Raw genomic sequence first — 26359 nt, forward strand, 5'->3', positions numbered from 1 at the left:
AAGGACAAAAACATGCATAAAGTTGCTCTCGTAACAGGCTCCGGTCAGGGAATTGGTAAAGCGATTGCGCTTCGCCTGGTGAAGGACGGTTTTGCGGTTGCTATTGCCGATTACAACGGCGAAACAGCAAAAGCCGTCGCCGATGAAATCATCCGTAACGGTGGCAAAGCCATTGCCGTGAAGGTGGATGTATCGAACCGTGAGCAGGTGTTTGCGGCAGTAGAGAAAGCCCGAAGGGCGCTGGGTGGCTTCGATGTGATCGTCAATAACGCCGGGATCGCGCCGTCTACGCCTATCGAGTCGATCACGCCTGAGATTGTCGACAGGGTTTATAACATCAACGTGAAAGGGGTGATCTGGGGGATTCAGGCCGCGATTGACGCTTTTCGCAAAGAGGGGCACGGCGGTAAGATCATCAACGCCTGCTCCCAGGCGGGCCATACGGGAAATCCTGAACTGGCGGTCTACAGTTCCAGCAAATTTGCCGTACGCGGCTTAACGCAGACCGCCGCGCGAGACCTGGCTCCGCTCGGCATCACCGTTAACGCCTACTGCCCGGGTATTGTGAAAACGCCGATGTGGGAAGAGATTGACCGTCAGATTTCCGATGCCGCAGGCAAACCGGCGGGCTACGGCACTGAAACCTTCGCCAAACGCATCACGCTTGGCCGCTTGTCCGAACCGGAAGATGTCGCCGCCTGCGTCTCTTACCTCGCAGGGCCTGATTCTAACTACATGACCGGTCAGTCTTTGCTGATTGACGGCGGAATGGTGTTTAACTAAAAAATAACGATAAGCTCTGACATGTGTTTCCCCTGCATCATTGCAGGGGCTTTTTTTATGCGCGGTTTTCTCTGTCGCCCGCTATCTGCTAATCCTTAATGCTTGACCCAGACCAGCTGTTCCACCGGGAAGCCCAGCTCACGCGCCGTCGCGAGGAAGTCCTGCTTGACAGTCTCTGGAAGGGTTGTTGAGCGAGAGAGGATCCATAAATAGTCGCGATTCGGGCCGCTGACCAGTGCGTGCTGGTAATCCTTATCCAGTTTAATCACGTTATAGCCGCCGTAAAACGGGCCAAAGAACGAGACTTTCAGCGCTGCAGTGGTGGGCGCTCCGGTGAAGTACGCTTTCCCTTCACTTTCTTTCCACCTGTTCTTAATCGGATCATATCCACGGTTGAGTACGGTAATTCCCCCGTCGCTACGCAGACCGTACGTCGCTGTAACCTGTTCCATCCCTTTTTCAAAGCGGTTTTCCAGGCGCGCGATTTCATACCATTTACCGAGGTAACGGCTGGCGTTAAAGTCGCTGACAGGCTTCACGCCCTTTGGTGGGGTCGGTGATTTACATGCAACCAGCGTGAGCGCCACAGCGATACCCGTCATCACAGGCCATAGTTTCATGCGAACTCCTTTCTTTTTAGTAACCGGGAGTTAAGTGTAGTGTAAACAACAGGTCAGAATGATTATCACAAAAAATTGAGTATTTCCTGATAAGACGGCTGACGGTGAACAGCGAAGATTGCGCAGGTTATTCTGTACGGGCCTGAAAAACTGAGCGCTTCCTTGAACAGTCATTATTTCTTGATCTGTTTTCCGTGTTCATCCACAACCGGTTCACCATCTTCTTTCGTGAACGCACCGCGCTGCTCTTCCGTCAAAATATCCAGCACCACCTCTGATGGCCTGCATAAACGCGTCCCCAGAGGTGTAACGACAATGGGCCGGTTGATGAGAATAGGGTGCTGTAACATGAAATCAATCAACTGGTCATCACTGAAAGAGTCGTCTGCCAACCCTAATTGCTCATAGGGTTCGACATTTTTGCGTAACAGCGCCCGAACCCTGATCCCCATATCTGCAATCAGTTTCACCAGCTCTTTCCGCGTGGGCGGGGTATCCAGATAGAGGATAATCTTGGGTTCCGTCCCGCTGTTGCGGATCATTTCAAGGGTATTTCGCGACGTGCCGCAGGCTGGGTTGTGGTAAATAGTGATGTTGCTCATATCAGTACCTCATTACACAGTGAAAGACAGGCGAAGCGCCAGCGCGACCAGCGTCACAAATAGCACCGGGATGGTCATGACGATCCCGACCCGGAAGTAATATCCCCAGGTGATGGTCATATTTTTCTGCGCCAGAACGTGTAGCCACAGCAGTGTCGCCAGGCTACCAATCGGGGTGATTTTGGGGCCCAGATCGCTGCCGATAACGTTGGCATAGATCATCGCCTCTTTGATGACGCCGGTCGCGGTACTGCCATCGATCGACAGGGCACCCACCAGAACGGTTGGCATATTGTTCATTACGGAGGAGAGAAACGCCGTCAGGAATCCGGTCCCGAGTGTCGCAGCCCACAAACCGTGATCGGCCAGTTGGTTGAGCAGAGCAGAGAGGGCGTGCGTCAGGCCCGCATTGCGCAAGCCGTAGACCACGAGGTACATGCCCAGCGAGAAGATCACAATCTGCCAGGGCGCGCCACGCAGCACGTTGCCGGTATTTATGGCATGCCCTTTTTTCGCGACGGCAAACAGAAGCAGCGCACCGACGGCAGCAACCAGGCTCACCGGCACGCCGAGCGGTTCGAGACCAAAGAATCCGACTAACAGCAGCACCAGAACCAGCCAGCCCATTTTAAAGGTCGCGCCATCGCGAATGGCCATTTTCGGTTGCTTCAACAGAGAGACGTCATAAACGGCGGGAATCTCTTTGCGAAAGAACACATGCAGCATAACCAATGTTGTAGCAATCGCCGCAAGGTTGACCGGGACCATCACTGCGGCATATTCCGCAAAGCCCAGTTTAAAGAAATCCGCCGACACGATATTCACCAGGTTTGACACGATCAGCGGCAGGCTGGCCGTATCGGCGATAAATCCGGCCGCCATGACAAAGGCCAGCGTGGCGCCTTTGCTGAAACCCAGCGCGAGGAGCATCGCGATTACAATCGGGGTCAAAATCAGCGCGGCACCGTCGTTGGCGAACAGCGCGGCCACCATCGCACCCAGCAGGATAATCCAGGTGAACAGCAGGCGGCCACGGCCATTGCCCCAGCGGGCAACATGCAGCGCGGCCCATTCAAAGAATCCGGATTCATCAAGAAGAAGACTGATGATGATCACGGCGATAAACGTGGCGGTGGCGTTCCAGACGATTTGCCAGACTACCGGGATATCTTCGGGATGAACGACACCCGTCAGTAAAGCCAGACCTGCACCCAGCATGGCGCTCCAGCCAATGCCCAGATCCCGTGGTTGCCAGATAACCAGAACGAGGGTAAGCAGAAAAATTGCACCGGCCAATAACATCAGTTACTCCATTCATATCTATTCAGACGAATATGTAAACGCATTTCAGCATGCAGCCGGTGAAGCGTTGTTTAGCGTGTTGCGAATGTTTTCACGCTCACAGTTCCAGGCTGAGTCAATAATCGCCGCCGCCCACGCGGGCATATGTGGCGAAAGGCGATAGTGCACCCATTTCCCTTCACGACGATCGGAAACCAGCCCGGCCTCACGTAATAACGCCATGTGGCGTGAAATTTTGGGCTGAGACTCTGTCGTTGCTGCACAGATATCGCATACGCAAAGCTCTCCGGACTCCCTGAGCAACATCACGATCGTTGAACGGGTTTCATCAGAAAGTAATTTAAAAAGCTGAACAGGCTGTAGCATGTTGCACCTCGATAAGATTTGACAACACATATGCTAATCCATATATGATAACTTTAAAAGTACAGCGTTTAAGAACGGAGCCATTTCATGAAACATTTACCCGCCATCGAACCACAATTCTTTGATGATACGGTCACCAGCAAAATTTCAGGCAGTGACCCAACAACGCCGCCACGCATTCTGATTCTCTACGGATCCATTCGGGAGCGTTCCTACAGCCGGTTTGCCGCAGAAGAAGCGGGGCGGTTATTGACCGAAATGGGCGCCGACCTGAAGATATTTAATCCATCGGGTCTGCCATTGCCGGACGACGCACCGGAAACCCATCCGAAAGTGCTCGAACTGCGGGCGCTGGTCAGATGGTGTGACGGGATGGTCTGGAGTTCTCCCGAAAGGCATGGCGCAATGAGTTCGGTGATGAAAGCGCAAATTGACTGGATACCGCTGAGTGAAGGCGCGGTTCGGCCGTCCCAGGGAAAAACGCTGGCCGTGATGCAGGTTTGCGGAGGCTCGCAATCATTCAATACCGTCAACCAGATGCGAATCCTTGGTCGCTGGATGCGAATGTTCACCATTCCAAATCAGTCGTCAGTGCCCAAGGCGTGGCAGGAGTTTGATGAAGAAGGACGGATGAAACCGTCAGCCTGGTACGATCGAATTGTGGATGTCACAGAAGAGCTTTATAAAATCACGCTGATTCTTAAAAGACACGCAGGTTATCTGTCCGACAGGTACAGCGAAAGAAAAGAGAATCACCAGGCGCTGTCGGCGCGAGTGAATCAGGCAAAAATCTGAGAATCGATTTCAGAGGGATGCGGAAAAGACCGGATTGAGCGAACTCCGGTTGTACATAATCAGCCTGATGTGGATGGCAGATTTGAGTGGTTATATGATTGGTGCGCATAATGTATATTATGTTAAATTAGGGATTTAATAAAACAAACGCATTACCAGACCAGCTCTACTCTTCTGCAACTGTCTTAACTCCCCCCTGATGCACGATATCACTTGAAACTGCACGTAACTGACGATTAATATAAACCTCGAAACAAAATACGCACAAACGTGCAAACTCATGCACTCTGACTTACTGAGGTTGATATGACACAACAGTTGATTTTAATCGCCGGCCCCTATCGTAGCGGCACCGATGGCGTGCAGGCGCGCATTGATGAAAACCTTGCCCGTCTTGAAAACGCGGCGTTAGCCGTCTATCAACGTGGACACGTTCCGGTTATTGGCGAATGGCTGGCCTTACCGTTGGCAAAAATGGCTGGCTCGAAATCGATGGATGATGAAATCAGTGAAGCCATGTTGTATCCCGTCGCGCACCGACTCATTGCAAAATGTGATGCTATCTACCGGATTGCCGGCGCGTCCAAAGGTGCCGATATGGACATAGAGGTGGCGCAAACGCTGGGGCTTAAGATTTACACTGCGCTTGAGGATATCCCACTGGTTTGATGTTATCTGCCAGCCTGTCGGAGTACCGACAGGCCGGACCATAAAGGCTTTTCTTAGGCCACTTCCAATTCTGAGGTCATCACCACGGATATCCCCTTTTCTTTTACCGCGTTAATCCAGGCTCTATCGGTATCGTCTTCAACGACAATGGTGTTCACCAGCGAAAGATCACCAATCACAAAAGATGACGCGGTATTGATTTTTTCGGGGGAAGCCAGCACAACCGTTTCGGCGGCTCTGCCGGAAAATGCACGTTTGATGCTCGCCTCTTCAAAATCTCCGGTCGTCAGGCCCGCATCAGGATGGATGCCGGTCACTCCCATAAAGAACAGGTCCGCATGGATTTTTTCGATGCCTTCGATAGCAGCCGCGCCGACCGTAACAATAGAGTGTTTATACAGACGACCACCGATCAGGATAACCTCAATGGAGGGATGTTCGACAAGTCCCAGCGCAATGCCTGGGCTGTGCGTGACCACGGTTATCTTCAAATCAGGAGGTAAAAATGTAATCAGCTCTGAAGTGGTCGTGCCGCCGTCAATGATCACCACCTGGCCGTCAGAAATCAGCTGCGCACCTTTACGGGCGACATTTTTCTTGGCATCCATCTTTACCGACTTACGCTCAGCAAACGGAGCAATGGCCGAGGATGACGGCAGCGCTCCACCGTGAACTCGCTGTAAACGCCCTTCTGCCGCCAGCTCGCGTAAATCACGCCGAATGGTGTCTTCAGACACCGCGAAGAGCGTGCTGAGCGCTTTCGACTGGACCTGACCTTCAGCCTCGAGCTTTTCAAGGATCAATTGTTTTCGCTGTGTTGTGAGCATAAGGAATTCCTGATATTGCACGATTAGTCTTGAAACTGCACGACAATGCTGTTTATGATAATTACTCTACGTAAGGAGGAACAAACGTGCAATCAAAACGTGCAGATGTACGCATCATAGAAAGTGAGACACTGTCAGATAACTGGTACATCCTGAAAAAATATACCTTTGATCTGCAGCGACGCGATGGTGAATGGCAGCGGCAAAATCGCGAAGTTTACGACCGGGGAAACGGAGCCACCATCCTGCTTTATAACCGGGATAAAAAGACAGTGATCCTGACCCGCCAGTTCCGCTTCCCTGTCTTTATTAACGGGCACGAAGATGACCTTATTGAAGCTGCTGCGGGCTTGCTCGATAACATGGATCCGGAAAGCCGGATTAAAGCAGAAGCGGAGGAAGAGACCGGCTATAGCGTTTCCCGCGTTGAGAAAATTTTTGAAGCTTACATGAGCCCAGGTTCCGTCACTGAAAAACTCTATTTTTATCTCGCCGAATACCAGCTGAAAGACAAAACCAGTGAAGGCGGTGGACTCAAAGCGGAGGGTGAAGATATCGACGTACTGGAAATGACGCTGGAAGAGGCACTGCGCGGCATTGAAACGGGCAGGATTGTCGACGGGAAAACCATCATGCTGCTTTATCATGTTGCCCTGAAAGGCATTCTGTAAATGCCGTAGGACAGATACCTGCCGCAGTGCAGGTGTCTGCGGGTGTTAAGCATGCACAACGGAGATGCAAAAATGGCCGACTGGAACCCTTCCCTTCACCTGCGACGCGGAGCCGAACGTATTCGGCCCCGCCGCTGAATTGCTCGCCAGAATTCCCCTGGATGACGTGTCATCGCTCAACGTCGGTCCTGAGCAACGTTATGACCGAGCCTCTTTAAGCAGTTGCTGGATAACGTTTTCCTGCTGTTCATAGTTACCTTCGCCAAAAGAGGTATAACGTAACTGCCCTTTGGCATCGAAATAGTAATGTGCTGGCCAGTACTGGTTTCCGAAGGCGTTCCAGATCTCGTAGTTATCATCCGTCACGACCCGATACGGCAGTCCCCATTTCTTCACCGAGTTTTTCACCGACGAGAGCGGTTTTTCCCACGGATATTCAGGCGTATGCACGCCGATTACCACCAGACCCTGGGACTGATATCGTGTGGCCCAGTCGCGGACATGCGGGAGCGTATGCTGGCAGTTGATACAGTCCCAGGTCCAGAAATCAATCAGTACAACTTTACCCCGCAATGACTCAGACGTGACAGGGTCACCATTAATCCACCCGGTTCCTCCACTTAACGAAGGCAACTGACTGATGGGTTCGTTCATTACAACTGGCCGCAGTTTTACTGGGGCAGTGGCGGGCTTCGCCAGGGTCAGCAGCGTCGTTTCAAGACGGTCTGCCACTCCATTTGCACCTTTCAGCACCGAGTTCATCCCCGTGGCGTTGAACGCAACAGCCGCTAACATCACCACACCCGCCCCCTTGCGCAATCTCTCCATCAGCGCTGATTTGGCCCGCAGCGGTGCCATCAATTTTCGACCACCGGCCATAAGCAGGCTCAGCATAAGCGCACATCCGCTGCCATACGCCGCCAACAGCGCGCCGGTGGTGATGGTCGAATGACCCGCAATATTGATACTGAAAATAGCCCCGAGGATCGGTCCGGCACAGGGAGACCAGAGCAGACCGACGGCAAGTCCGGCCAGGAAAGCGGAAAACATTCCACGCGTTTGTCCGCTGCGGGTGTTGAGGATATATTGCCCGCGTTGACCGCAGGCCCGGCTATACGCTGGGCGAATGACGGGAAAATTAAGGCCAGCGCGGCCGTAGCCAGAATAATGAGTGCCAACCAGCGCCCTATTATCGTGGCATCCGTGATCCATTCGCTGGCAACAGTGACAACCATCGCCACCACGGTAAACATCACGATCATCCCTGCCAGCAGAGCCAGGATATGTCTTCGCTGCCCCTGAAAACCGGCAAACAGAAGAGGAATCACCGGGAGCGTACATGGACTGAGCAGGCTTATCATCCCGCCCAGAAAAGCGATTATCAAAAACATAGAAACCTCACATTACAGATGGCCTGCGATGCTGCAGTGAGGGTATTTCATCGTAAGGATGTGTTTGGGATGTGTGCAAAAAGGGGCGATTTGTCTGCTCTCGTATCGCTAACGAAACCGGATACAAAACCGTACAATTAGCGACGCGGTAGTGTTACCGTGACCTTCAGCCCGCCTTCAGGCCGGTTTGCCAGCCGCAGTTTCCCGTCAAGCTGCGCGGTCAGCTGCGCGGCAATCGCCAGCCCCAGGCCGGTTCCGCCGGTATCACGGTTACGCGATGTTTCTACCCGATAAAAAGGCTGCAATACCGCGTCGAGTTCAGCATCAGGTATCCCCGGCCCGCCATCCAGAATATGGATAGCAATGTCTCCGGCAGAAGAATCATCAATCTCAATAACGGCATAGCCACCAAACTTAAGCGCGTTATCCAGGAGGTTGGTCATCACCCGGCGAAGTGCCTGCGGCCGAGTCACTATCGGCAGGCGGGTGTCGTTTGCCTGAAACTGCACGTTTTTACCAATGTCCTGATAATCACAGGCAATGCTATTTACCCAGGCATTCAGCTCCAGCTTCAGCGAGGTTTCCTTCAGGGATTCTGATGACCGGGCATAGGCAATCCCCTCCCGCACCAGACGGGTCATGTTATCGAGGTCGTTCAATAACTTGTCGCGTAACTCAGGTTGTTCGCTCATCTCGACGCGCAATTTCATGCGCGTGATGGGCGTCTGCAGATCGTGAGAAATAGATGCCAGGATCTGCGCGCGTTCGCGGAGATAGGATTGAATACGCGCCTGCATCGCGTTAAAGGCATGCGCGGCTCTTTGCACTTCTACCGGCCCCTTCTCCTTCATTGGTGTGTTTGCCGCCGGGTCAAGCGCTTCAACCGCACGGGTAAACTGTGAAAAAGGTCGAATCACCTGACGAACGGCGATCAAGGCGCAGGCCGCAAGCAGCAGCAGCTGCAATACCAGCACGACAGGTAACCAGCTGGCGACTGGTGGCATGCGTGGTGTCAGATCGATGGTTAACGGTGCGCCATCGCGTAAGGTGAGATGCGCCTGAATATGGGAAATGGGACCGGGAACGGCGGTAAACGTGAGCGGATGATCAGCCGCAAGGGTCTCTTTTAGCGTTCGAATGGCATCGCGTGAACGCTTATCCTCAGGCGGTGCGCCCGGTTCTCCTGGCCCAAGAATATAGCGATAGTTACCGCGCTCAAGCCGCGGCAGCCAGGCTTCCCGCTCCCGAGCGGGCAGCCTGTCAAGAATGGCCACGCTGGTGGCAACATCGTTTTCCAGATTACCCAGCATTACGGCGCGGGCGCTGTGCATGCGTTCAACCATCACCAGCGTCAGGCTGAGGGTATTGGCCAGTAAGAGTCCAGCCAGCACAATGACCAACAGTCGGGACAGCAACGAGCGTGGCCAAAGCGTCATTCATTGGCCTCTTTTATGGTCACCGGCATTGTAAAAACATAGCCTTCACTGCGCACGGTCTTTATATAGGCCGGCGTGCGGGCATCTTCATTCAGACGCTGACGAACCCGGCTCACCAGCAGATCAATCGATCGTTCAAAAAGCTCGGCATCGCGCCCCTGGGTCAGATTGAGCAGTTGATCCCGGGTCAGGACGCGCTGAGGGTGATCGAGGAACACGCGCAGCAAACGATATTCCGCCCCACTGAGCGCCACCACCATCCCTTCACTGTCGATTAAATGACGGGCCACGGTGTCCAGCTGCCATTCACCGAACGTGACCAGTCGCCCGGCCTCTGTCACCTGTAAATTGGGGGGCATTGTGCGGAAACGACGTAAAATGGCTTTTATCCGCGCGAGTAACTCGCGTGCAACAAAAGGCTTCACGACGTAATCGTCTGCGCCCATCTCTAGCCCCAGGATCCGGTCTGTTTCCTCGTTACGCGCCGTGAGCATCAGAATGGGCAAGTCATTATGTTTACTGCTTCGGAGCTGACGACACAACGTTAATCCGTCATCGCCGGGCATCATGACATCCAGCACCACAAGATCGATATGCTGTTTATCAAGCACAACTCGCATCTCTTTGCCATTTGCCGCGCCGGAGGCGCGATATCCGGCCTTAACGAGGTAATCGACAATCAGCTCACGAATATCCCTGTCGTCATCGACGACAAGGATATGATCAATATGCTCCACAGTAATCTCCAGACTGAAGGGTAACGTATTGAAAATAGCACGTTTCAGAGTTTATCAGCGTCAACAACTGCGTTAACGAAATCCTGCGGATCTTCCTGCGGTGGATTGTGACCTACGGTTTTGCCAAAGGTACGGTGTTCATATTTACCGGTGAATTTCCCGGCGTAGGCCTGTGGAGCAGGATGCGGCGCCCCGTTGTTTCCGCCTTCGATGGTGATCGTCGGGACGGTAATATTCGGAAGCGTTGCCAGTTTTTGCTCATAGCTGTCGTATTTGCGCTCCCCTTTTTCCAGCCCTAAACGCCAGCGATAGTTACTGAGCGTCACCGCGACATGGTCCGGGTTATCAAGGGATTTAGCACTGGCGTCAAACGTTGCATCGCTAAATTTCCAGTCAGGTGATGCCTGTGACCAGATCAAACGGGCGAAGTCATGGGTGTTTTTGGCATAGCCTTCAGCGCCACGTTCAGTGGCGAAATAGAACTGATACCACCACTGAACTTCTGCTTTCGGCGGTAAGGGTTGTTTGCCAATCTGCTGGCTGCTGATCAGGTATCCACTGACGGAGACCAGCGATTTAACGCGCTCTGGCCACAGCGCCGCGACGATGTCCGCCGTACGGGCACCCCAGTCGTATCCTGCAAAAACGGCCTGCTTGATGTTCAGGGCATCCATCAGGTTCACAACGTCTTTCGCCATGGCCGAAGGCTGGCCGTTACGCGGCGTTTTATCTGAGAGGAAACGAGTAGTTCCGTAGCCACGTAGAGACGGCACAATCACCCGATATCCTTTGGCTGCAAGCGCGGGAGCGACTTGCGCATAACTATGAATATCGTAGGGCCAGCCGTGTAATAAAATGATCGGTTGACCATTTTTCGGCCCGATGTCGACATAACCGACGTTAAGGTCGCCGGCGTTAATCTGCTGAGGATGATCAAAAGCCGTCGCGAAATCAGTACCGGTTGCTTCGGCCTGACAGGATATGACGGTACCAAGAGAAACGGTTAACGCCAGAGTTGAGTATGCGAGTTTGCTGAACATGTTCTTATCTCCGATTGAGTGCGATTCACGGGGATATAACAACATCGGTTTGTATAACGGATATGTGCGAATGGGCCTTTATTGCAAGCCTGTGTATGTATCAGAGACGTTGATACAGTGTGATACAAATAACAGGTCATTGCGTCTTAACGCGAGACGCGATAACGAACATAATCGTCGGCTTCGCCAATGCGAAAAGCCCCTGGATTGTTTGCCGATAACCGGACTTTCTTGTACCCTTCCCTTGCACTCCTTGACGACTCACAGCAGAAACCGGACTTCACTATGGCAGCTCATATTTCCAAAGATCCTTTGCATGGCGTTACGCTTGAAATGCAAGTCAACGCACTGGTTGCCCGTTACGGTTGGGTTCAGTTGGGCAAACTGATCAACATTAACTGTTTTAAAAGCGACCCTAGCGTTAAATCGAGTCTGAAGTTTTTGCGTCGTACTCCCTGGGCACGTGCTGAAGTTGAAGCCCTGTATCTGGACTCGCTGGACGATGCGGCACCTGAAGAATCTGACCCGCTTCATGATGACCCTTGGGCTAACAGCCGACTGAAAAAGAGTTAACATCAGATGCCCTTACACGTTAAACGTTCTGGCGCACTTATTCTTCTCGCGCTGCTGCTCGCCAGCTGCTCATCCAAACCGCCGGTTTCCTTAGTCACCCCGCTTCCGCCGGTGACCAAACATCCACTGCCTGATAAATCACGTGATCATGGCCCGATGCGCGGCATTTGGCTGGCGACCGTGTCTCGTCTCGACTGGCCGCCGGTCTCCTCCGTCAATATCAGCAACCCAGCTACCCGCAACAGCGTGCAGCAAAAAGCGCTGACCGATAAGCTCGATAAGCTGAAAAGCCTCGGTATTAACACGGTATTTTTCCAGGTCAAACCGGATGGCACGGCGCTGTGGCCGTCAAAGATTTTACCCTGGTCTGACACGCTCACCGGACACGTCGGACAAGATCCAGGCTACGACCCGCTGATGTTTATGCTCGACGAAGCGCACAAACGCGGTATGAAAGTCCACGCCTGGTTTAACCCTTACCGGGTCACGACCAATACTAAACCGAGCACAGTCGCGGAACTGAATCGCACGATTTCACTCAATCCGGCCAGCGTGTTTGTTCTGCATCGCGACTGGATCCGCACCGCCAGCGATCGCTACGTGCTCGACCCGGGTATTCCTGAAGCCCGCGACTGGATCACCAGTATTGTGGCCGAAGTCGTTTCACGTTATCCGGTCGATGGTGTGCAGTTCGATGACTATTTCTACACCGAAACGCCAGGCTCGACGCTCAATGACTATCAGACGTTCCAGAAATATGGTGCCGGGTTTGCGTCAAAAGCCGACTGGCGCCGACACAACACCCAACAGCTCATTGAACAAGTTTCGCGCTCGATTAAGCAGCTGAATCCCGGCGTCGAATTTGGCGTCAGCCCTGCGGGCGTCTGGCGTAATCGCTCCCACGATCCGTTAGGATCCGAAACGTCCGGTGCCGCAGCCTATGACGAAGCCTTTGCCGATACCCGTCTTTGGGTGAAGCAAGGTCTCCTGGATTATATTGCGCCTCAGGTATATTGGCCCTTCTCACGCAAAGCCGCGCGTTATGATGTGCTGGCAAAATGGTGGGCAGACGTCGTTAAGCCGACCAACACGCGCCTTTATATTGGTGTCGCGCTGTATAAAGTGGGTGAACGATCTAAAAATGAGCCAGACTGGACCGTTAATGGCGGTGTGCCGGAGCTGAAAAAACAGCTCGATTTGAACGAATCGGTACCGCACATCGACGGTACGATTCTGTTCAGAGAGGACTATCTCAACCAGCCGCAGGCGCAGGAAGCGGTCAGCTACATCAAAACTCGCTGGGGTTCGTGAACCCCGGCTAGTCGGGTTTTGGACCGAACATTTCCAGTAATTGCTTCTGATCGGGCATCCCGACCACCTGCTGCAACTCGTTTCGGTCATTCATGTAATAGATTGCGGGCGTAGCGTTTGCGCCCAGCTCATCCATCAATTTCTGGTGCTGCTGGAGCAAATTGAAGGTCTCTCGCGATGAGGTGCCCTTCAGCTCCGGCAGAATTTTACCGCCGGAGAGTTCATACTCTTTCCACGCCGCGACCGGATCGGCTGCATTCAGAATGGCTGTCGCATTTGGGCCACTTTTCGGATTCAAAAACGCCACCAGCAGCGTATTTAACTGCACTTTCCCGGCTTTTACCCACGGCTGGGCTTCGGCCCAGAATTTTTTGCAGTACGGGCAGAACGGATCGGCAAAAACATACACCTTCCGGGAGGCAGTCTGTGCGCCCTCTTTCAACGGCTGCGTTTTGTTGAGCGTATCCCACATCTGACGGCCTAACGGGATGTAAATCTCTTTCTGGAAATAGGCTTCGCTGATGTTTTTCCCTTTATCATCATAAAGATAACCAGAGATAATATGCTTCCCGTCAGGCGTCATAAACAGCGTGACGCCCATGTCCTGATACTGCCCGATCCAGCTTTTTACTCCGCCGGGAGCATCAATTTCTTTGATATTATGAATGCCCTGCTGCTCACCAAACTGCTTCACAATCGGCGGAATATCGCTGGCTGCCATGGCCAGCGCGGGAATAAACCATGTGGTCATAAGAAGAAGATTGCGCATAACACACCTGTAAAAAGAAGACGCACCGATAATAGACCATAACGATGGATATCCCCTTACCTGGTGTGTAAGGTTTTGTCTTTGTCACTTTTTTCCTGAACCAATAAGCGCCAGTCCCCTGCTTACAACCAGGCGTTTATATATGCGGAGAGAAAAATTTCATCGCGCGTTAATGCGTCATCAGTGGCCAGTGAATATCCCCGACACCGTTGAGCTGCGGACGAGAGAACAGGAAGCCCTGGAAACGTCTGATCCCGGCCGATTCCAGCCAGCACCACTCTTCCATCTTCTCGATACCTTCTGCCACCAGCGTAATTTCCAGATCGGTACAGCAGCTGACAATCGATTTCACGATCGCCTGCTTCGGGCCGCTGAGGTGAATATCGCTGACAATTTCCCGATCAATTTTGATCTTATCCGGCTGGAATTTGGTGAGCAGCGACAGCCCGGCATATCCCGAACCGAAATCGTCGATAGCCAGACCGATCCCCGCTGCCCGCAGTTGTTTGATGGCGCTATTAAACTGTTTAAAGCCGGAAATCATCTCGTTTTCCGTCACTTCCACCACCACTTGCTCAGGCAAAAGATGGTGTTTCGCGATATTTTCCAGCAGGAAACTTACCGCATCGGGCACATTGATTAGTGAGCCTGGCAGCAGATTGATGGCGATCTTATGACTGCCAATACCGATTTTTTCTGCCAGCGCAAAGACATAGGCTTTGGTCTGAAGATCGATTTCATAGAGTTTGTCGGGATGAATGGCGTTAAAGAATCGCTCTGGGCTTCCCCCGTCATTGCCGCGAATCAACGCCTCCAGGGAGGTGATTTTCCCCTCGGAAGGCTCAACAATCGGCTGGAAAGCAAACTGGCATATCTGGTTTGTCATTAACCCTTCGACGCCTCGTCCAAAAGGCGCCAGTTCTGATTCCAGCTTCCAGCTTTCGGGGCGAAATGCATCGTTCGCACCAGGCTGCTTTTTATGCGTAATAAAACGCTGAATGAATTTAAATACCCGATCTTCAGAAGTGAGATAGCTTTCGAGTTTGCTGTAGCGCAGCACCGATTGCAGCACGGATTTTGGCGTATCTACCTGCAGGTCGAACAGCAGCATGCCAACGTTTTCGAAGCGACGGCGTGGACCGTAATCGCGCATCAGTTCCACGACGCCGTTATGCCGTTTGTCAGCCCGGATTTTCTGGAAAAGCGTAACGACGTTCTCTTCTTTCCCCTCAAGGATTTGCAGAAACTCCGCGCCGTTAAACAGCAGAATGCCGGTAATGTTTAGCCCGGCATTACGCTGTTTTGCTTTTTCGACCAGTGAAATGAGCTCGAATGGTTCACAGGATGAATTTAACTGGCTTCGATAAATGAGTGTAGTCAGCACGGTAAGTCAGTCTCGCCATGATAATTTCGCCTTTAAGCGATTGTTTATCATAATTTATAGCCGTCGACTAATAATATTGCCTCAACAAATCATTTTCAGATTTTTTAGTACAAACATAACCAGCCCAAATGTAGTAATTGTCACTTTGCCCTCTTTATCCCCGCAAGGGGATATTTGCCGTTTATCCCTTTGCGGGGATAATTCGCTGATTAATCCTCTCCAGCATGTAGCTATAAAACGGATTTGAGGTCACGCGCATCAGCGAATCCATCCCTACCACCAGCACCGAGGTTTCGCCGCGCAGGGCGATATTTCCCAGGTTGATACCGTAATGGTGCGGATTCACAGGCTCGCTGCCGTACAGATCGTCTGTTGGCGGGAACGGAATCGCCACATGCGATAAAGAGTAGAGATCGCGCGGATACGGCGTCTTGAGCGGTTGAACTGTATCATTCACCGCCCCTGGTGCCGTGGTGCGGGCTTCAGTGTTTAACGTCTGCGCAGAGGCATTGCTCACCACCGTGATTGCGAAGCGGCGCGGTGCAGTCGGCAGCAGCCCTTTCACCGCCACATACGAACCCGGCCTGAACAGCGGGCGCAGCGTGCTCGCCTGGTTGATATCGAATATGACCAGCTCGCTCCCGTTCTCCGGCAGCAGATTAAACAGCGAATCGACCACCCCGCGCGTGCTGACAGTGGAGTCCATCACCGACTGGAATGCCAGCACCGGCGGGAACGAGGCCAGTTTATTCTGGCGCGCCTGATTGTTAAGCTGCTTTTGCAAAGCCTGCGTTAACTGCCAGGACTGGCGCGCGGCATTCACCGGAAAGGAGTTGTATTTAAACGGATTATATTCGGGCAGAACGCTGAGCCACGCCGCTTTGGCAAACGACGGTAACAGCGCGGGTAACCCCGCCAGACCGGCAAAACGCGCAAACGCGTGGACGCGGATCATCGGGGACAGCAGGATCAGCTGTTGCGGTTTGCGAAGACGGGGATCGTCATTGGCGTCGAGAGCATATTTCATCGCCAGCGCCCCGCCGTTGGAATAACCCACCAGATGCAGAGGCACATCGCTGCCCGCAAGGCGCGTTGCTTCGCGAACCGCCATACGCGCCACGGCCAGCCACGCTTCCCAGTCGATATGGGTTAGCGCACCCGGTGCCGTACCGTGTCCTGGAAGTCGTGGCGCAACGGCCACAAACCCGCGCTGTTGATAATCAACGGCGATACTGCGTACGCTATAGGGCGAATCCGTCAGCCCGTGCAACAGCACAACGGCGCCTTGCGGTTTACCTTCCGGCATCAGCACAAACGAACGATTGCCGTCATCGGGAAATTGGCCCGGCCACATAGGGCTGTGACGATAATAGCGGTTCAACGGCGTCTGATCCGCTTTATCCAGTTTGTCCGTCACCTCCGTTTGCAGATCGTGGAAAATCGCCGTTTCGCGCGTCAGATAATCACTGAAACTGGCGCGATCAACCTCCTGCACAGACATCTCGTGCGCCGTCCAGGTATGCCAGGGATGCAGCGCCGGGCCAGTTTCGGTCTTATAGACCCGCACCGCCAGGAGCACGATCAGCACAATTCCCAGCACCATAGCGGCACGTTTCATCAATGCCCACATACGCACCCGTATCCGCCACGGCAGATTAGCCATTCCCGTCTCTCTTTCTGTAAAAAATAAGGACCTATCTTAAAAGAGATAACGCACGATGCCAAAAGTGCAATCCTGGCGTACAGTCATTTGATGCGCCTTTCACTTCTTCTGCTGCTTCTGCCCATGTCTGTTTTTTCGGCGCCGCTCGTGCCGCCCCCCGGTTTTGTCAAAGCCCAGCCGCACAGACTGCAAGGCAAATGTGTTCCTCTCCCCGCGCCGTACACCGGCAATCTTGTGTTTCGCAGTAAATACGACGGGTCTGACAGCGCTCGCGCGACGCTAAACCCGCAGGCGGAAAGCGACTTTCGCGCCCAGACAAAACCGATTACCGATTTTGAACGCGGGATCGCCGACATGGTCTGGCGCTATAAACAGAGCGGCGATGAGAAAACGCGGGAGTGTGTTCTGAATGGCTTTACGAGCTGGGCAAACGCCGGGGCGTTAACCTCGACGCAAACCAACCACACCGGGCGGTCGATGCGTAAATGGGCGCTGGCGACACTCGCCACCAGCTGGATTGAACTGAACGCACCGGCAAAAGACGATGGTGCGACGACGCGCTGGTTGTCGTTGCTTGCCGATCAGGTGAGAGAGGACTGGGACGGTCTGCCCCTTTCTAAAACCAATAATCACAGCTACTGGGCCGCATGGTCAGTGATGGCGGCGTCGGTGGCGCTCGATCGCCGGGATCTCTTCGACTGGTCGTTAAAAGAGTACCGCATCGCAGCAAGCCAGATTACCGCGAACGGCATATTACCCAACGAACAAAAGCGCGGCCCACGCGCCGTGGCCTATCATCACTATGCCCTTCAGCCGCTGGTGATGATCGCAAGCTTTGCGAAAGCTAATCAGGTAGATATCACCCAGCAAAACCGTAGTGCGCTCAAAAGGCTCGCGGGATATGTCCTGACGCACGACACCCATGATGAGTGGTTAGAGCCATATTGTGACCTGACGAAATGTGACAGCGTCACGCTTGCGCGAAGAGACAGACTGCGCCCAATAAAAAACCGCCGTCTCGGCGGTCAGTTAACGCTCATCTACGCACAATAGCCGGGCAGCGCCCGGCTTTGCAGAGATTAGTTCAGTTTATAATCCAGCGTGATTTCCGCTTTAAGAACCTGAGAGACCGGACATCCGGCTTTCGCCTTCTGGATAATGCCGTCGAACTGCTGTGGCTCAATGCCTGGTACGGTTACCTTGCTTTGCAGCGCGATTTTGGTGATCGCAAAGCCGCCGTCAGTTTTATCCAGCGACACATCCGCCGTGGTATCGATGGAATCCGCAGTATAACCCGCCTCTCCCAGCATCAGTGACAGCGCCATTGAGAAACAGGCGGCATGCGCTGCGCCAATCAGCTCTTCCGGGTTGGTCCCTTTTTCGCCTTCGAAACGGGTATTAAAGCCGTAAGGTTGTTGATTCAGGACGCCGCTTTCCGTAGAAACCGTTCCTTTGCCGCGTTTAATATCGCCAGACCAGTGTGCCGAACCGTGCTTATGAATCGTCATTATTGCTCTCCTTTTGGCTTACAAAGGATTAAGTATAGAACGTCAACACCAATGTGAGAGGAACACGGAACACTCTTAGGCGTTTGCTCACTTCGTCATCAACGACTCGCTCAATGCATCCAGGAATAAGCGCTGGGCCGCAGGCTGATAATCCCTGGACTGATAGATCCCAAAAATGCCGATCGGTTTCGGCGTGAATGCGCTGAGGACGGGAACCAGCTTGCCGCACTCCAGCGCGGGCTGCGCTTCCCACGCCGGCAGCATTGCGATCCCGCAGTGCTGGATGGCGGCCTCCATCAGCAGCGACGAAATACTGGCGCTCAGATTGCCGCTCACCGCAACGGAAACGACCTCTCCCGCGTCGGTGAGAAAATTCCATGACTGTCCGGCAAAGAAGCTGTAATGCAGGCAGTTGTGTTGCGCGAGATCCTCAAGGCTTAGCGGCGCGCCGTGGTTAGCCAGATACTCTGGCGAGGCGCAAAGCACCGAGCGGCACTCACCCAGACGGCGGGCGATCATTCCTGGTTCCGGGTTGTCGGTAATGCGGATCGCCACGTCGATGCGCTCACCCACCAGGCTGACGGGATGATTATTAACGTCCATTTCGACGCGCACTTTGGCATGACGCGTCAGAAAATCTGGCAGCATCGGGGCGACAATCTGCATCGCCGTGAAGTGGGCGCAGGCTACGCGCAGCGTGCCGGACGGCGTTTCACGGGAGGACTGATCCTCAATCTCCTGCGACAGCCGTGTGAGATTGCGGGTTTTCTGCAAGACCTTTTCCCCGGCAGGCGTCAGGGTGAGCTTACGCGTGGAGCGATGCACCAGCCGCGTTCCGGCCCATTTCTCCATTTGCTCCAGATAACGGCTCACCATCGGGCGAGAAATGCCCAGCGCGCGGGCCGCAGCGCTGAGACTCCCCAGCTCGCAAATACGGTTATAGACCTGGGCGGCAATCACGCGATCCATTGTTATGACTCCATCTGCTCGATTTATGAAACTAAGCATGTCTTGTTTCAGGAATTCTGGCAAATCGAGAGATCCGTACAATAGAGACTTTCCGACACTACCGAGACAAAATGATGAAGCTCAATCGCCTTGCCCTACTGTGCGCCCTCTTCGCGCCCGCTATTTTTGCCGCGCCCTTAACGCTGGATACCTATAACCCACAGGAGAAAGGTATCTTCGCCGTCTCTTCGACGCTGGTTTCCGGGCCGAAAGAGGCGGTGCTGTTCGATGCGCAGTTCAGCGTCAAAGATGGCGAGCAACTGGTCGAAAAAGTGCGCCGCAGCGGTAAAACCCTCAGCAAGATTGTGATCACCTCCGGCGATCCGGATTTTTACTTCGGCCTTCAGCCACTGGTGAAAGCCTTCCCGAATGCCAAAGTGGTGGCGACCCAGGCGGTGGTGGATCACATCAAGGCCACCAAAGATGCCAAACTGGCCTTCTGGGGGCCGCAGATGAAGGACGGCGCGCCGTCGGAACTGATTGTCCCGCAGGTGATTGCCTCAACCACCTTTATGGTGGACGGCGAGAAAATCGATATCGAGCAGGCAGACAGCTACGCCGCCTACGTGTGGATCCCGTCGGCCAAAGCCATTCTCGGCGGTACGGGCGTTTCGTCCGGCATTCACCTCTGGACGGCAGACACGCAAACCAAAGCCAGCCGCCAGCAGTGGTTGTCCACCCTGGATGAAATGGCCGCGCACAAACCCGAGCGCGTTATCCCAGGCCATTACCTCGGTACCCCGCCTGCCGGTACCGCCGCCATCGATTTTACCCGCACCTACCTGCAGCAATTTGAGCAGGCGCTGGCGGCGCATAAAGCGTCAACTGGCGTGATCGACACCATGAAAAAACAGTGGCCGGATCTTGCCGAAGTCAGCTCCCTGGAATTGAGCGCGAAGGTCAATACCGGCGAAATGAAGTGGTAACAGGCTAACGGTCTCCTGCTATATTTATTCTTTTTATAGCAGGAGATGATTATGCAACCCTCAGTAAGAGGAATTGACCACTTTGGTATTACGGTTCCTGACATTGAACAAGCCACGTTATTTTTTGAGAAAGCGTTCGCAGCAAAAGTGATATATCGTTCAGCAGATCCTGGCAGTGAAAATATTGATGACGAAGCCCAGGAAAATACATTAAGGCTATTTCCAGGGACCAAAGTCCGCGCTATCAGGATGCTGGCAATGCCTCATGGCCCAGGCATTGAACTGTTTGAAATGCACGGCCCAGAACAGCAATCCGCTGCCCGTCCCAGTGATTTTGGCCTGCAACACTTCGCTGTCTATGTCGATGATTTTGCAAGTACCATAGCGTGCTTTACCGCCGCGGGCGGCGAGATGTTTACCGAGCCAAAACCCCTTTCATTCCCCGCTGAACGTGGCGAAGGCAATGCCTTTTGCTACGGCAAAACCCCCTGGGGAAGCGTGGTTGAATTGATATCATGGCCGTCCCCGATGCCCTACGAAAAATTTACGAATCTACGTCGCTGGAAACCCTGAGTTAACGAAAAAAACGTTAAATATGATATTTTTATTTCCAGGATGAATCTGAACCACAGCGGGAAGAATATTTGCCATTCTGAATGTGAATTATGAATTGCGTACCGGATTATTAAACAGATAACGACACGGAGGCAGCATGTTTACACATTACTCAGCAAATACTCATTCCGCACAACCGGCCCTGGTGAATGCGATTGAACAGGGCCTGCGCGCCGAGCATGGCGCGGTCACTGAAGATGACATTTTAATGGAACTCACCCGCTGGGTCGAGGCCTCAGATAATGACATCCTCAGTGATATCTACCAGCAGACCATTAACTACGTTGTGAGTGGTCAACATCGCCCCCTGTAAAATACCTGCTATGCTGGATCTGCAACCTAAGGGGTTACATTTCGTTTGCGAAAGCAAACTGGTCCTTAAAACTATCAACAGGATTGAGGAGTTAATATGAAATCGAACCGTCAGGCACGTCACATTCTGGGACTGAACTATAAGCTGTCTAACCAACGTAAAGTGGTGATCGAGGGCAGCAACGAAACGGTAGTCACCCACACGCACGGCAGAAAACGCCACGCAGACAAATAATTCACGTCACTGAATCACGACACCATCGGCAAAACCGATGGTGTTTTTGTTTGTGTGTTGCGGTAATTAACATTTAGCTCCTTTATAATGCCAGTCGACGTCGCCCTGCCAGCAAGCCAGAAAGATGACAATACGCAGTGCCAGGGACGGATATTCAAAAAATCGAGTGAGTGACATGGACAACAAAGCAAAACATCATCGTTCCCTTTATATCCCCTACGCGGGGCCGGTTCTGCTGGAGTTCCCGCTGCTGAATAAAGGCAGCGCCTTCAGCGCGGAAGAGCGCAGCAGTTTTAACCTGCTTGGCCTGCTGCCGGAAGTGGTCGAAACCATCGAAGAGCAAGCCGAACGCGCCTGGATCCAGTACCAGGGCTTCAAAACAGAAATCGACAAACACATCTACCTGCGTAACATCCAGGACACCAACGAAACCCTTTTCTACCGCCTTGTGCAAAATCACCTCGAAGAGATGATGCCGGTGATTTACACCCCGACCGTCGGGGCGGCCTGTGAGCGCTTCTCCGAGATCTACCGTCGTTCGCGCGGCGTGTTTATCTCCTACCAGAACCGCCACAACATGGATGACATTCTGCAAAACGTGCCGAACCACAACATCAAAGTGATCGTGGTGACGGACGGCGAGCGTATTCTGGGCCTCGGCGACCAGGGTATCGGCGGCATGGGTATTCCTATCGGCAAACTTTCGCTCTATACCGCCTGCGGAGGCATCAGCCCGGCGTATACGCTGCCGGTGGTGCTGGATGTCGGCACCAATAACCAACAGCTGCTGAACGATCCGCTGTATATGGGCTGGCGCCATCCGCGCGTAACGGACGATGAGTATTATCAGTTCGTCGACGACTTCATTCAGGCCGTAAAACACCGCTGGCCAGACGTGCTGCTGCAGTTCGAAGACTTTGCGCAGAAAAACGCCATGCCGCTGCTCAACCGCTATCGCGATGAGATCTGCTCTTTCAACGACGACATTCAGGGCACCGCAGCGGTGACCGTCGGCACGCTGATCGCCGCCAGCCGCGCGGCAGGCAGCCAGCTTAGCTACCAGAAAATTGTCTTCCTCGGTGCAGGCTCTGCCGGCTGTGGGATTGCAGAACAGATCATCGCGCAAACCCAGCGCGAAGGCTTAAGCGAAGAGCTGGCCCGGTCGCGGGTGTTTATGGTCGATCGCTTCGGTCTGCTGACCGACGGAATGCCAAACCTGCTGCCATTCCAGACCAAACTGGTGCAGAAACGCGAAAACCTGAAAAACTGGGATACGGATAACGAAGTGCTCTCCCTGCTGGACGTGGTACGCAACGTGAAGCCGGATATTCTGATCGGCGTTTCGGGGCAAACCGGGCTGTTCACCGAAGAGATCATCCGCGAAATGCACAAACACTGCCCGCGCCCTATCGTGATGCCGCTCTCTAACCCGACCTCTCGCGTCGAAGCTACGCCGCAGGACATCATCGCCTGGACGGAAGGCAATGCGCTGGTCGCGACCGGCAGCCCGTTTGATCCGGTAGTGTGGAAGGACAAAATCTACCCCATCGCGCAGTGCAACAACTCCTATATCTTCCCGGGAATTGGTCTGGGTGTGATCGCATCCGGTGCGTCGCGCATTACGGACGAAATGCTGATGTCTGCCAGCGAAACTCTGGCCAAGCACTCTCCGCTGGTGACCAACGGCGAAGGTCTGGTGCTGCCAGAACTGAAGGATATCCATACCGTATCGCGGGCGATTGCCTTTGCGGTCGGCAAAATGGCGCAGCAACAGGGTGTGGCGGTGAAAACCTCCGCCGATGCATTGCAACAGGCCATCGACGACAACTTCTGGATGCCGGAATACCGGAACTATCGTCGTACCTCGATTTAAACCTTCACTCTGTAAGTCGCCGGGTAGCACAACGCCACCCGGCAAACGCCAGGCCCGGTGGCGCTCTGCTTGCCGGGCCTGTAAAACCCCGCTACACTTCCTTCATCCATAAACCCACTGAATAAATAAGGAGGCTAATTATGCTGTATAGTGAAATTTTCAATGTTTCACATACATTTGGTGATCGCACCAGCTCAAGCGTTATCGGTATCGTGCTGCGATAACTTCTGCTTGAGCGAAGACACCCACACCTGAATCCCTTCCCTCGGGCTTACTGAGTTATCGTCAGCGATGTTTGACGAGGCATTTCCATGCCTGTAACACTTGAGTAAGCAACAATGAGCACATTACTAACTGCACAATCTCTCCGCGTTGAAACGGCGTTTAACACCCTTTTCGACTCGCTCTCTTTTACCCTGAAAAAAGGCGACCGCATTGGTCTGCTGGGCGATAACGGCTGCGGCAAAAGTACCCTGCTGAAGATCCTCGATGGCACCGAGTCCCCTTCTGTCGGCACGGTGGCGCTCGCCGGCCACTGCCTGATGGCACGCGTGGAGCAGCATCTGCCGGAATCGATTTATCCTCTGTCAATGCTCGACGCCGTGCTGGCGCAACTGCCCGCAGCTGAACGCGACAGCCTGCGCTGGCGCGCCGAAACGTTGCTTTGCGGTATGGGTTTTACCGCGCAGGATATGGCCTTACAGTCGTCGACCCTGAGCGGCGGGCAGCACACACGGCTGCTGCTGGCGCGGGCGTTAATCAGCGATCCCGACCTGCTCCTGCTGGATGAACCCAGCAACCACCTCGATCTGCCAACCATGCTCTGGCTGGAGCAGTTTTTACAGAACTGGTCCGGCAGCTTTGTGCTGGTGTCCCATGACCGACAGCTGCTCGATGCCGTCACCAACGGCAGCTGGATTTTGCGCGATAAAACGCTGCACAGCTTCGCCCTCCCTTGCTCCGCCGCCCGTCAGGCGCTGGCCGCAAAAGACGAAAGCGATGCCCAGCGGCATAAGGCCGAGCAAAAAGAGATCGACCGCGTTGCGGCCAGCGCCAAACGGCTGGCGACCTGGGGCAAGGTCTACGACAACGAAGATCTCGCCCGCAAAGCGAAACAGATGGAAAAACAGGTCGAACGCCTGAAAGAGAGCCAGACCGATCTCACGGCGGGCAGTCCGTGGACGTTAACACTGCGTGGCGATGCGCTGCGTGCCGACCGGTTGCTGGAGATGACGCATCTTCCCGTCCCTCCGGTGCCCGGCTTGCCCGCGCTGTTTGACGTGGATATCGCGAGGCTTAAGAGCGGCGACCGCGTGGCGATTATGGGCCGTAACGGCTGCGGGAAATCCTCGCTGATGAAGCTTATCTGGCGGCAATTTGTCACAGAACAGTCGACGGATGAACTGAAAATCCATCCCCGCTTGACCCTGGGCTACTACGACCAGACGCTGCACCAACTGCCGGACGATGCCCCGCTGCTGGAGGCGCTGGAGCCGTTCGCGCCAGACCCGCAGGTGCGCAAAATGGCATTCATCAGCGCCGGTTTTCCGTGGATGCGCCACGGGCAGAAAGTCATTACCCTCAGCGGCGGCGAACGTTCTCGCCTGCTGTTTGTCGGCCTGACGCTCGCCCGTTACAGCCTGCTGATGCTTGATGAGCCGACCAACCACCTGGATATGGAAGGGAAAGAGGCGCTGGCCGAAACGCTGCAACAGTTTGAAGGCGGCGTGCTGCTGGTGAGTCACGACAGGCAGCTTATCAGCCAGAGCTGTAACCGCTTCTGGCTGATTGAGGACGGCAGGCTCAGCGAATGGCATGACGCCGAAGCGGTGTTTGCCCGTCTGCGGGAAAGCAGCGGATTAACCCCATCTGACGTGTCAGCCAATACAGCGCAATCAGCGCCGACAGAGTTTGACGATCTGCTCGAAAGACTGGTGGCGCTGGAGACGCTGCTGGCTGAGGATATGGCGCGTAAGTCGAAGCATCAAAAACCTCAGCTTCAGCAACAGTGGCGCGAGGAGATTGCCCGGCTAGAAGCACAGCTGTAACCCTGCGCCCGGCTGCACGTTCAGCCGGGCCAGTTCATTATTGCGGTGTTTTCGCTTTCCAGGCGTCCCACGCCTGTTTGATTTCCTGCTTCGCTGTGGCGGCATCGTTAAAGCCATTCAGCTCCACTTTTTTACGCCCTTCCGGCAGCTCTTTATAGACGCGGAAAAAGGATTCGAGGCGCTGCACTTCGATTTTCGGCAGATCGCTCAGCTCTTTAATGTCGTCGTAGGTCGGGTCGATTTTGCTCGCCGGGACAGCCACAATTTTGTCGTCTTTATCCCCGCCATCCACCATTTTCAGCACGCCAATCGCACGCAGTTTGATAAGCGTACCCGGTGCCATTGGCGCGCGGGTGTAGAAAATCACGTCCAGCGGATCGCCATCCCCTGCAAGGGACTGCGTGAGGGAACCATAGTTAGCCGGATACGCTACGGGCATCGACTGGAAACGATCGGCAATAATAAAACCGGTTTTGGCATCGGTTTCATATTTGATGATACCGCCCGCCGGGATTTCGGTGACGGCATAAAACTCTTCCGGATTATTTTCCGGCTGTGGGAATTCCAGGATATTTTGCGCCTGCACAGAGGCGGAAAGGAGAACGCTAACGGCCAGTAAGGTTTTGAACAGCTTCATGTCTTTTAACTCTTCGGTTATTGGGAAGCCAACACGTTACGTTTTCCAGATGACAGAACCATGACGTTTTTTTGTCAGTTCCTCATCCCCACCTGTATTCAGGGCTTGAATGGTTTATTGATGCTTTAATCGCCTGAATGACAACGAAATTATTACATTATGTTGCCCCGCCCTTGTATAAAACCGCCAAAGCATTAATCCTTAAGGAGTAAGAACGATTCTCATCTTTCTTACTGGCTATGCAGATACCGAACATGA

At 53.7% G+C, this 26359-nt stretch carries 27 protein-coding genes and 2 pseudogenes; 14 read left to right on the forward strand and 15 right to left on the reverse strand.

Going from position 1 to position 26359, the window contains the following annotated elements:
* The first annotated feature begins 12 nt into the window (after positions 1–12).
* A complete protein-coding gene (locus tag C0560_RS10625; RefSeq protein ID WP_248858487.1) occupies positions 13–783 on the forward strand; it encodes a (S)-acetoin forming diacetyl reductase in 771 nt (256 codons plus the stop codon).
* 95 nt (positions 784–878) lie between these two features.
* Here the strand turns inward: C0560_RS10625 and C0560_RS10630 are convergent, their stop codons facing one another.
* From C0560_RS10630 to C0560_RS10645, 4 genes are all read right to left on the reverse strand, one after another.
* Positions 879–1403 (reverse strand): lipocalin family protein, encoded by a 525-nt coding sequence (locus C0560_RS10630; RefSeq protein ID WP_102103728.1) that lies wholly within the window; start codon positions 1401–1403, stop codon positions 879–881.
* A 173-nt stretch (positions 1404–1576) separates the two neighbouring features.
* Entirely contained in the window at positions 1577–2005 is a 429-nt protein-coding gene (arsC, locus tag C0560_RS10635; RefSeq protein WP_248858489.1) for a glutaredoxin-dependent arsenate reductase, read from the reverse strand.
* 12 nt (positions 2006–2017) lie between these two features.
* Positions 2018–3307, reverse strand: coding sequence for an arsenic transporter (locus tag C0560_RS10640; RefSeq protein ID WP_248858490.1), 1290 nt, complete (start codon positions 3305–3307; stop codon positions 2018–2020).
* A 45-nt stretch (positions 3308–3352) separates the two neighbouring features.
* Complete coding sequence (locus C0560_RS10645; protein WP_123427901.1) at positions 3353–3673, reverse strand: metalloregulator ArsR/SmtB family transcription factor; 321 nt, start codon at positions 3671–3673, stop codon at positions 3353–3355.
* A gap of 87 nt (positions 3674–3760) precedes the next feature.
* Between C0560_RS10645 and arsH the strand changes: the two genes are divergently transcribed.
* Positions 3761–4468, forward strand: a complete 708-nt coding sequence (arsH, locus tag C0560_RS10650; RefSeq protein WP_248858491.1) for an arsenical resistance protein ArsH — start codon at positions 3761–3763, stop codon at positions 4466–4468.
* A gap of 306 nt (positions 4469–4774) precedes the next feature.
* Entirely contained in the window at positions 4775–5137 is a 363-nt protein-coding gene (locus C0560_RS10655; RefSeq protein WP_181827886.1) for a DUF4406 domain-containing protein, read from the forward strand.
* A gap of 53 nt (positions 5138–5190) precedes the next feature.
* Here the strand turns inward: C0560_RS10655 and C0560_RS10660 are convergent, their stop codons facing one another.
* Positions 5191–5964, reverse strand: coding sequence for a DeoR/GlpR family DNA-binding transcription regulator (locus C0560_RS10660; RefSeq protein WP_248858492.1), 774 nt, complete (start codon positions 5962–5964; stop codon positions 5191–5193).
* Between the two features lie 86 nt (positions 5965–6050).
* Here C0560_RS10660 and C0560_RS10665 point away from each other — a divergent pair, with 86 nt between their 5' ends.
* Both C0560_RS10665 and C0560_RS21025 read left to right on the forward strand, forming a co-directional pair.
* A complete protein-coding gene (locus tag C0560_RS10665) occupies positions 6051–6635 on the forward strand; it encodes an NUDIX domain-containing protein (RefSeq protein WP_100780147.1) in 585 nt (194 codons plus the stop codon).
* Positions 6636–6707: 72 nt separating this feature from the next.
* Positions 6708–6789, forward strand: a pseudogene (locus tag C0560_RS21025) (trans-aconitate 2-methyltransferase); the annotation flags it as partial.
* A 44-nt stretch (positions 6790–6833) separates the two neighbouring features.
* Here C0560_RS21025 and C0560_RS10670 read toward each other — a convergent pair.
* From C0560_RS10670 to C0560_RS10685, 4 genes and pseudogenes are all read right to left on the reverse strand, one after another.
* Positions 6834–8026: pseudogene (locus tag C0560_RS10670) on the reverse strand (cytochrome c biogenesis protein/redoxin).
* Between the two features lie 137 nt (positions 8027–8163).
* Positions 8164–9462, reverse strand: a complete 1299-nt coding sequence (locus C0560_RS10675) for an ATP-binding protein (RefSeq protein ID WP_248858493.1) — start codon at positions 9460–9462, stop codon at positions 8164–8166.
* Positions 9459–10199 carry a response regulator gene (locus tag C0560_RS10680; protein ID WP_248858494.1) on the reverse strand — a complete coding sequence of 247 codons (741 nt, stop codon included), beginning with the start codon at positions 10197–10199 and terminating at the stop codon, positions 9459–9461. Before C0560_RS10680 ends, C0560_RS10675 begins: the two co-directional genes overlap by 4 nt.
* Positions 10200–10243: 44 nt before the next feature.
* Positions 10244–11239, reverse strand: coding sequence for an alpha/beta fold hydrolase (locus tag C0560_RS10685; protein WP_100780140.1), 996 nt, complete (start codon positions 11237–11239; stop codon positions 10244–10246).
* Positions 11240–11524: 285 nt separating this feature from the next.
* On the opposite strand from C0560_RS10685, the gene C0560_RS10690 reads away from it, so the two are divergent.
* Entirely contained in the window at positions 11525–11812 is a 288-nt protein-coding gene (locus C0560_RS10690) for a VF530 family DNA-binding protein (protein ID WP_107703553.1), read from the forward strand.
* A 6-nt stretch (positions 11813–11818) separates the two neighbouring features.
* Positions 11819–13123 carry a glycoside hydrolase family 10 protein gene (locus C0560_RS10695; protein ID WP_181827891.1) on the forward strand — a complete coding sequence of 435 codons (1305 nt, stop codon included), beginning with the start codon at positions 11819–11821 and terminating at the stop codon, positions 13121–13123.
* 7 nt (positions 13124–13130) lie between these two features.
* Here C0560_RS10695 and dsbG read toward each other — a convergent pair whose 3' ends face one another.
* The 3 genes from dsbG to C0560_RS10710 all read right to left on the reverse strand — a co-directional run bounded on the left by dsbG (position 13131) and on the right by C0560_RS10710 (position 16939).
* On the reverse strand, positions 13131–13892 hold the full coding sequence (dsbG, locus tag C0560_RS10700) for a thiol:disulfide interchange protein DsbG (RefSeq protein WP_248858495.1): 762 nt from the start codon (positions 13890–13892) through the stop codon (positions 13131–13133).
* A gap of 169 nt (positions 13893–14061) precedes the next feature.
* Entirely contained in the window at positions 14062–15276 is a 1215-nt protein-coding gene (locus C0560_RS10705; RefSeq protein ID WP_102103739.1) for a diguanylate phosphodiesterase, read from the reverse strand.
* A 181-nt stretch (positions 15277–15457) separates the two neighbouring features.
* Positions 15458–16939 (reverse strand): carboxylesterase, encoded by a 1482-nt coding sequence (locus tag C0560_RS10710; RefSeq protein WP_248858496.1) that lies wholly within the window; start codon positions 16937–16939, stop codon positions 15458–15460.
* A gap of 234 nt (positions 16940–17173) precedes the next feature.
* On the opposite strand from C0560_RS10710, the gene C0560_RS10715 reads away from it, so the two are divergent.
* Entirely contained in the window at positions 17174–17992 is an 819-nt protein-coding gene (locus tag C0560_RS10715) for a mannuronate-specific alginate lyase (protein ID WP_248858497.1), read from the forward strand.
* A 26-nt stretch (positions 17993–18018) separates the two neighbouring features.
* On the opposite strand, the gene C0560_RS10720 is transcribed toward C0560_RS10715, so the two are convergent.
* Both C0560_RS10720 and C0560_RS10725 read right to left on the reverse strand, forming a co-directional pair.
* Positions 18019–18447: an OsmC family protein gene (locus C0560_RS10720; protein ID WP_100780129.1), complete on the reverse strand. Its 429-nt coding sequence runs from the start codon at positions 18445–18447 to the stop codon at positions 18019–18021.
* A gap of 87 nt (positions 18448–18534) precedes the next feature.
* Positions 18535–19416 (reverse strand): LysR family transcriptional regulator, encoded by an 882-nt coding sequence (locus tag C0560_RS10725; protein ID WP_181827895.1) that lies wholly within the window; start codon positions 19414–19416, stop codon positions 18535–18537.
* Between the two features lie 113 nt (positions 19417–19529).
* Here C0560_RS10725 and C0560_RS10730 point away from each other — a divergent pair, with 113 nt between their 5' ends.
* The 6 genes from C0560_RS10730 (at position 19530) to C0560_RS10755 (ending at position 25464) form a co-directional block, all read left to right on the forward strand.
* Entirely contained in the window at positions 19530–20381 is an 852-nt protein-coding gene (locus C0560_RS10730; RefSeq protein WP_123427886.1) for a Vmh family MBL fold metallo-hydrolase, read from the forward strand.
* A 51-nt stretch (positions 20382–20432) separates the two neighbouring features.
* Complete coding sequence (locus C0560_RS10735) at positions 20433–20954, forward strand: VOC family protein (RefSeq protein WP_248858499.1); 522 nt, start codon at positions 20433–20435, stop codon at positions 20952–20954.
* Between the two features lie 139 nt (positions 20955–21093).
* A complete protein-coding gene (bdm, locus tag C0560_RS10740; protein WP_100780123.1) occupies positions 21094–21309 on the forward strand; it encodes a biofilm-dependent modulation protein in 216 nt (71 codons plus the stop codon).
* A 96-nt stretch (positions 21310–21405) separates the two neighbouring features.
* Entirely contained in the window at positions 21406–21543 is a 138-nt protein-coding gene (gene sra / locus C0560_RS10745; protein WP_102103745.1) for a stationary-phase-induced ribosome-associated protein, read from the forward strand.
* Positions 21544–21718: 175 nt separating this feature from the next.
* Complete coding sequence (locus tag C0560_RS10750; protein WP_102103746.1) at positions 21719–23416, forward strand: NAD-dependent malic enzyme; 1698 nt, start codon at positions 21719–21721, stop codon at positions 23414–23416.
* Positions 23417–23754: 338 nt separating this feature from the next.
* Positions 23755–25464: an ABC-F family ATP-binding cassette domain-containing protein gene (locus C0560_RS10755; protein WP_248858500.1), complete on the forward strand. Its 1710-nt coding sequence runs from the start codon at positions 23755–23757 to the stop codon at positions 25462–25464.
* Positions 25465–25501: 37 nt separating this feature from the next.
* Here the strand turns inward: C0560_RS10755 and C0560_RS10760 are convergent, their stop codons facing one another.
* Entirely contained in the window at positions 25502–26101 is a 600-nt protein-coding gene (locus C0560_RS10760) for an inorganic diphosphatase (RefSeq protein WP_248858501.1), read from the reverse strand.
* Positions 26102–26359: the final 258 nt, after the last annotated feature.

Source organism: Lelliottia sp. AC1, from assembly GCF_023278595.1.
Lineage (GTDB): Bacteria > Pseudomonadota > Gammaproteobacteria > Enterobacterales > Enterobacteriaceae > Enterobacter > Enterobacter nimipressuralis.

What these genes read in the sequence shown, in the direction of transcription:
- C0560_RS10625 (WP_248858487.1), top strand. Translation starts at nt 13, where the DNA reads ATGCATAAAGTTGCTCTCGTAACAGGCTCCGGTCAGGGAATTGGTAAA.
- C0560_RS10630 (WP_102103728.1), bottom strand. Translation starts at nt 1,403, where the DNA reads ATGAAACTATGGCCTGTGATGACGGGTATCGCTGTGGCGCTCACGCTG.
- arsC (WP_248858489.1), bottom strand. Translation starts at nt 2,005, where the DNA reads ATGAGCAACATCACTATTTACCACAACCCAGCCTGCGGCACGTCGCGA.
- C0560_RS10640 (WP_248858490.1), bottom strand. Translation starts at nt 3,307, where the DNA reads ATGTTATTGGCCGGTGCAATTTTTCTGCTTACCCTCGTTCTGGTTATC.
- C0560_RS10645 (WP_123427901.1), bottom strand. Translation starts at nt 3,673, where the DNA reads ATGCTACAGCCTGTTCAGCTTTTTAAATTACTTTCTGATGAAACCCGT.
- arsH (WP_248858491.1), top strand. Translation starts at nt 3,761, where the DNA reads ATGAAACATTTACCCGCCATCGAACCACAATTCTTTGATGATACGGTC.
- C0560_RS10655 (WP_181827886.1), top strand. Translation starts at nt 4,775, where the DNA reads ATGACACAACAGTTGATTTTAATCGCCGGCCCCTATCGTAGCGGCACC.
- C0560_RS10660 (WP_248858492.1), bottom strand. Translation starts at nt 5,964, where the DNA reads ATGCTCACAACACAGCGAAAACAATTGATCCTTGAAAAGCTCGAGGCT.
- C0560_RS10675 (WP_248858493.1), bottom strand. Translation starts at nt 9,462, where the DNA reads ATGACGCTTTGGCCACGCTCGTTGCTGTCCCGACTGTTGGTCATTGTG.
- C0560_RS10685 (WP_100780140.1), bottom strand. Translation starts at nt 11,239, where the DNA reads ATGTTCAGCAAACTCGCATACTCAACTCTGGCGTTAACCGTTTCTCTT.
- C0560_RS10690 (WP_107703553.1), top strand. Translation starts at nt 11,525, where the DNA reads ATGGCAGCTCATATTTCCAAAGATCCTTTGCATGGCGTTACGCTTGAA.
- C0560_RS10695 (WP_181827891.1), top strand. Translation starts at nt 11,819, where the DNA reads ATGCCCTTACACGTTAAACGTTCTGGCGCACTTATTCTTCTCGCGCTG.
- dsbG (WP_248858495.1), bottom strand. Translation starts at nt 13,892, where the DNA reads ATGCGCAATCTTCTTCTTATGACCACATGGTTTATTCCCGCGCTGGCC.
- C0560_RS10710 (WP_248858496.1), bottom strand. Translation starts at nt 16,939, where the DNA reads ATGGCTAATCTGCCGTGGCGGATACGGGTGCGTATGTGGGCATTGATG.
- C0560_RS10720 (WP_100780129.1), bottom strand. Translation starts at nt 18,447, where the DNA reads ATGACGATTCATAAGCACGGTTCGGCACACTGGTCTGGCGATATTAAA.
- C0560_RS10725 (WP_181827895.1), bottom strand. Translation starts at nt 19,416, where the DNA reads ATGGATCGCGTGATTGCCGCCCAGGTCTATAACCGTATTTGCGAGCTG.
- C0560_RS10730 (WP_123427886.1), top strand. Translation starts at nt 19,530, where the DNA reads ATGAAGCTCAATCGCCTTGCCCTACTGTGCGCCCTCTTCGCGCCCGCT.
- C0560_RS10735 (WP_248858499.1), top strand. Translation starts at nt 20,433, where the DNA reads ATGCAACCCTCAGTAAGAGGAATTGACCACTTTGGTATTACGGTTCCT.
- bdm (WP_100780123.1), top strand. Translation starts at nt 21,094, where the DNA reads ATGTTTACACATTACTCAGCAAATACTCATTCCGCACAACCGGCCCTG.
- sra (WP_102103745.1), top strand. Translation starts at nt 21,406, where the DNA reads ATGAAATCGAACCGTCAGGCACGTCACATTCTGGGACTGAACTATAAG.
- C0560_RS10750 (WP_102103746.1), top strand. Translation starts at nt 21,719, where the DNA reads ATGGACAACAAAGCAAAACATCATCGTTCCCTTTATATCCCCTACGCG.
- C0560_RS10755 (WP_248858500.1), top strand. Translation starts at nt 23,755, where the DNA reads ATGAGCACATTACTAACTGCACAATCTCTCCGCGTTGAAACGGCGTTT.
- C0560_RS10760 (WP_248858501.1), bottom strand. Translation starts at nt 26,101, where the DNA reads ATGAAGCTGTTCAAAACCTTACTGGCCGTTAGCGTTCTCCTTTCCGCC.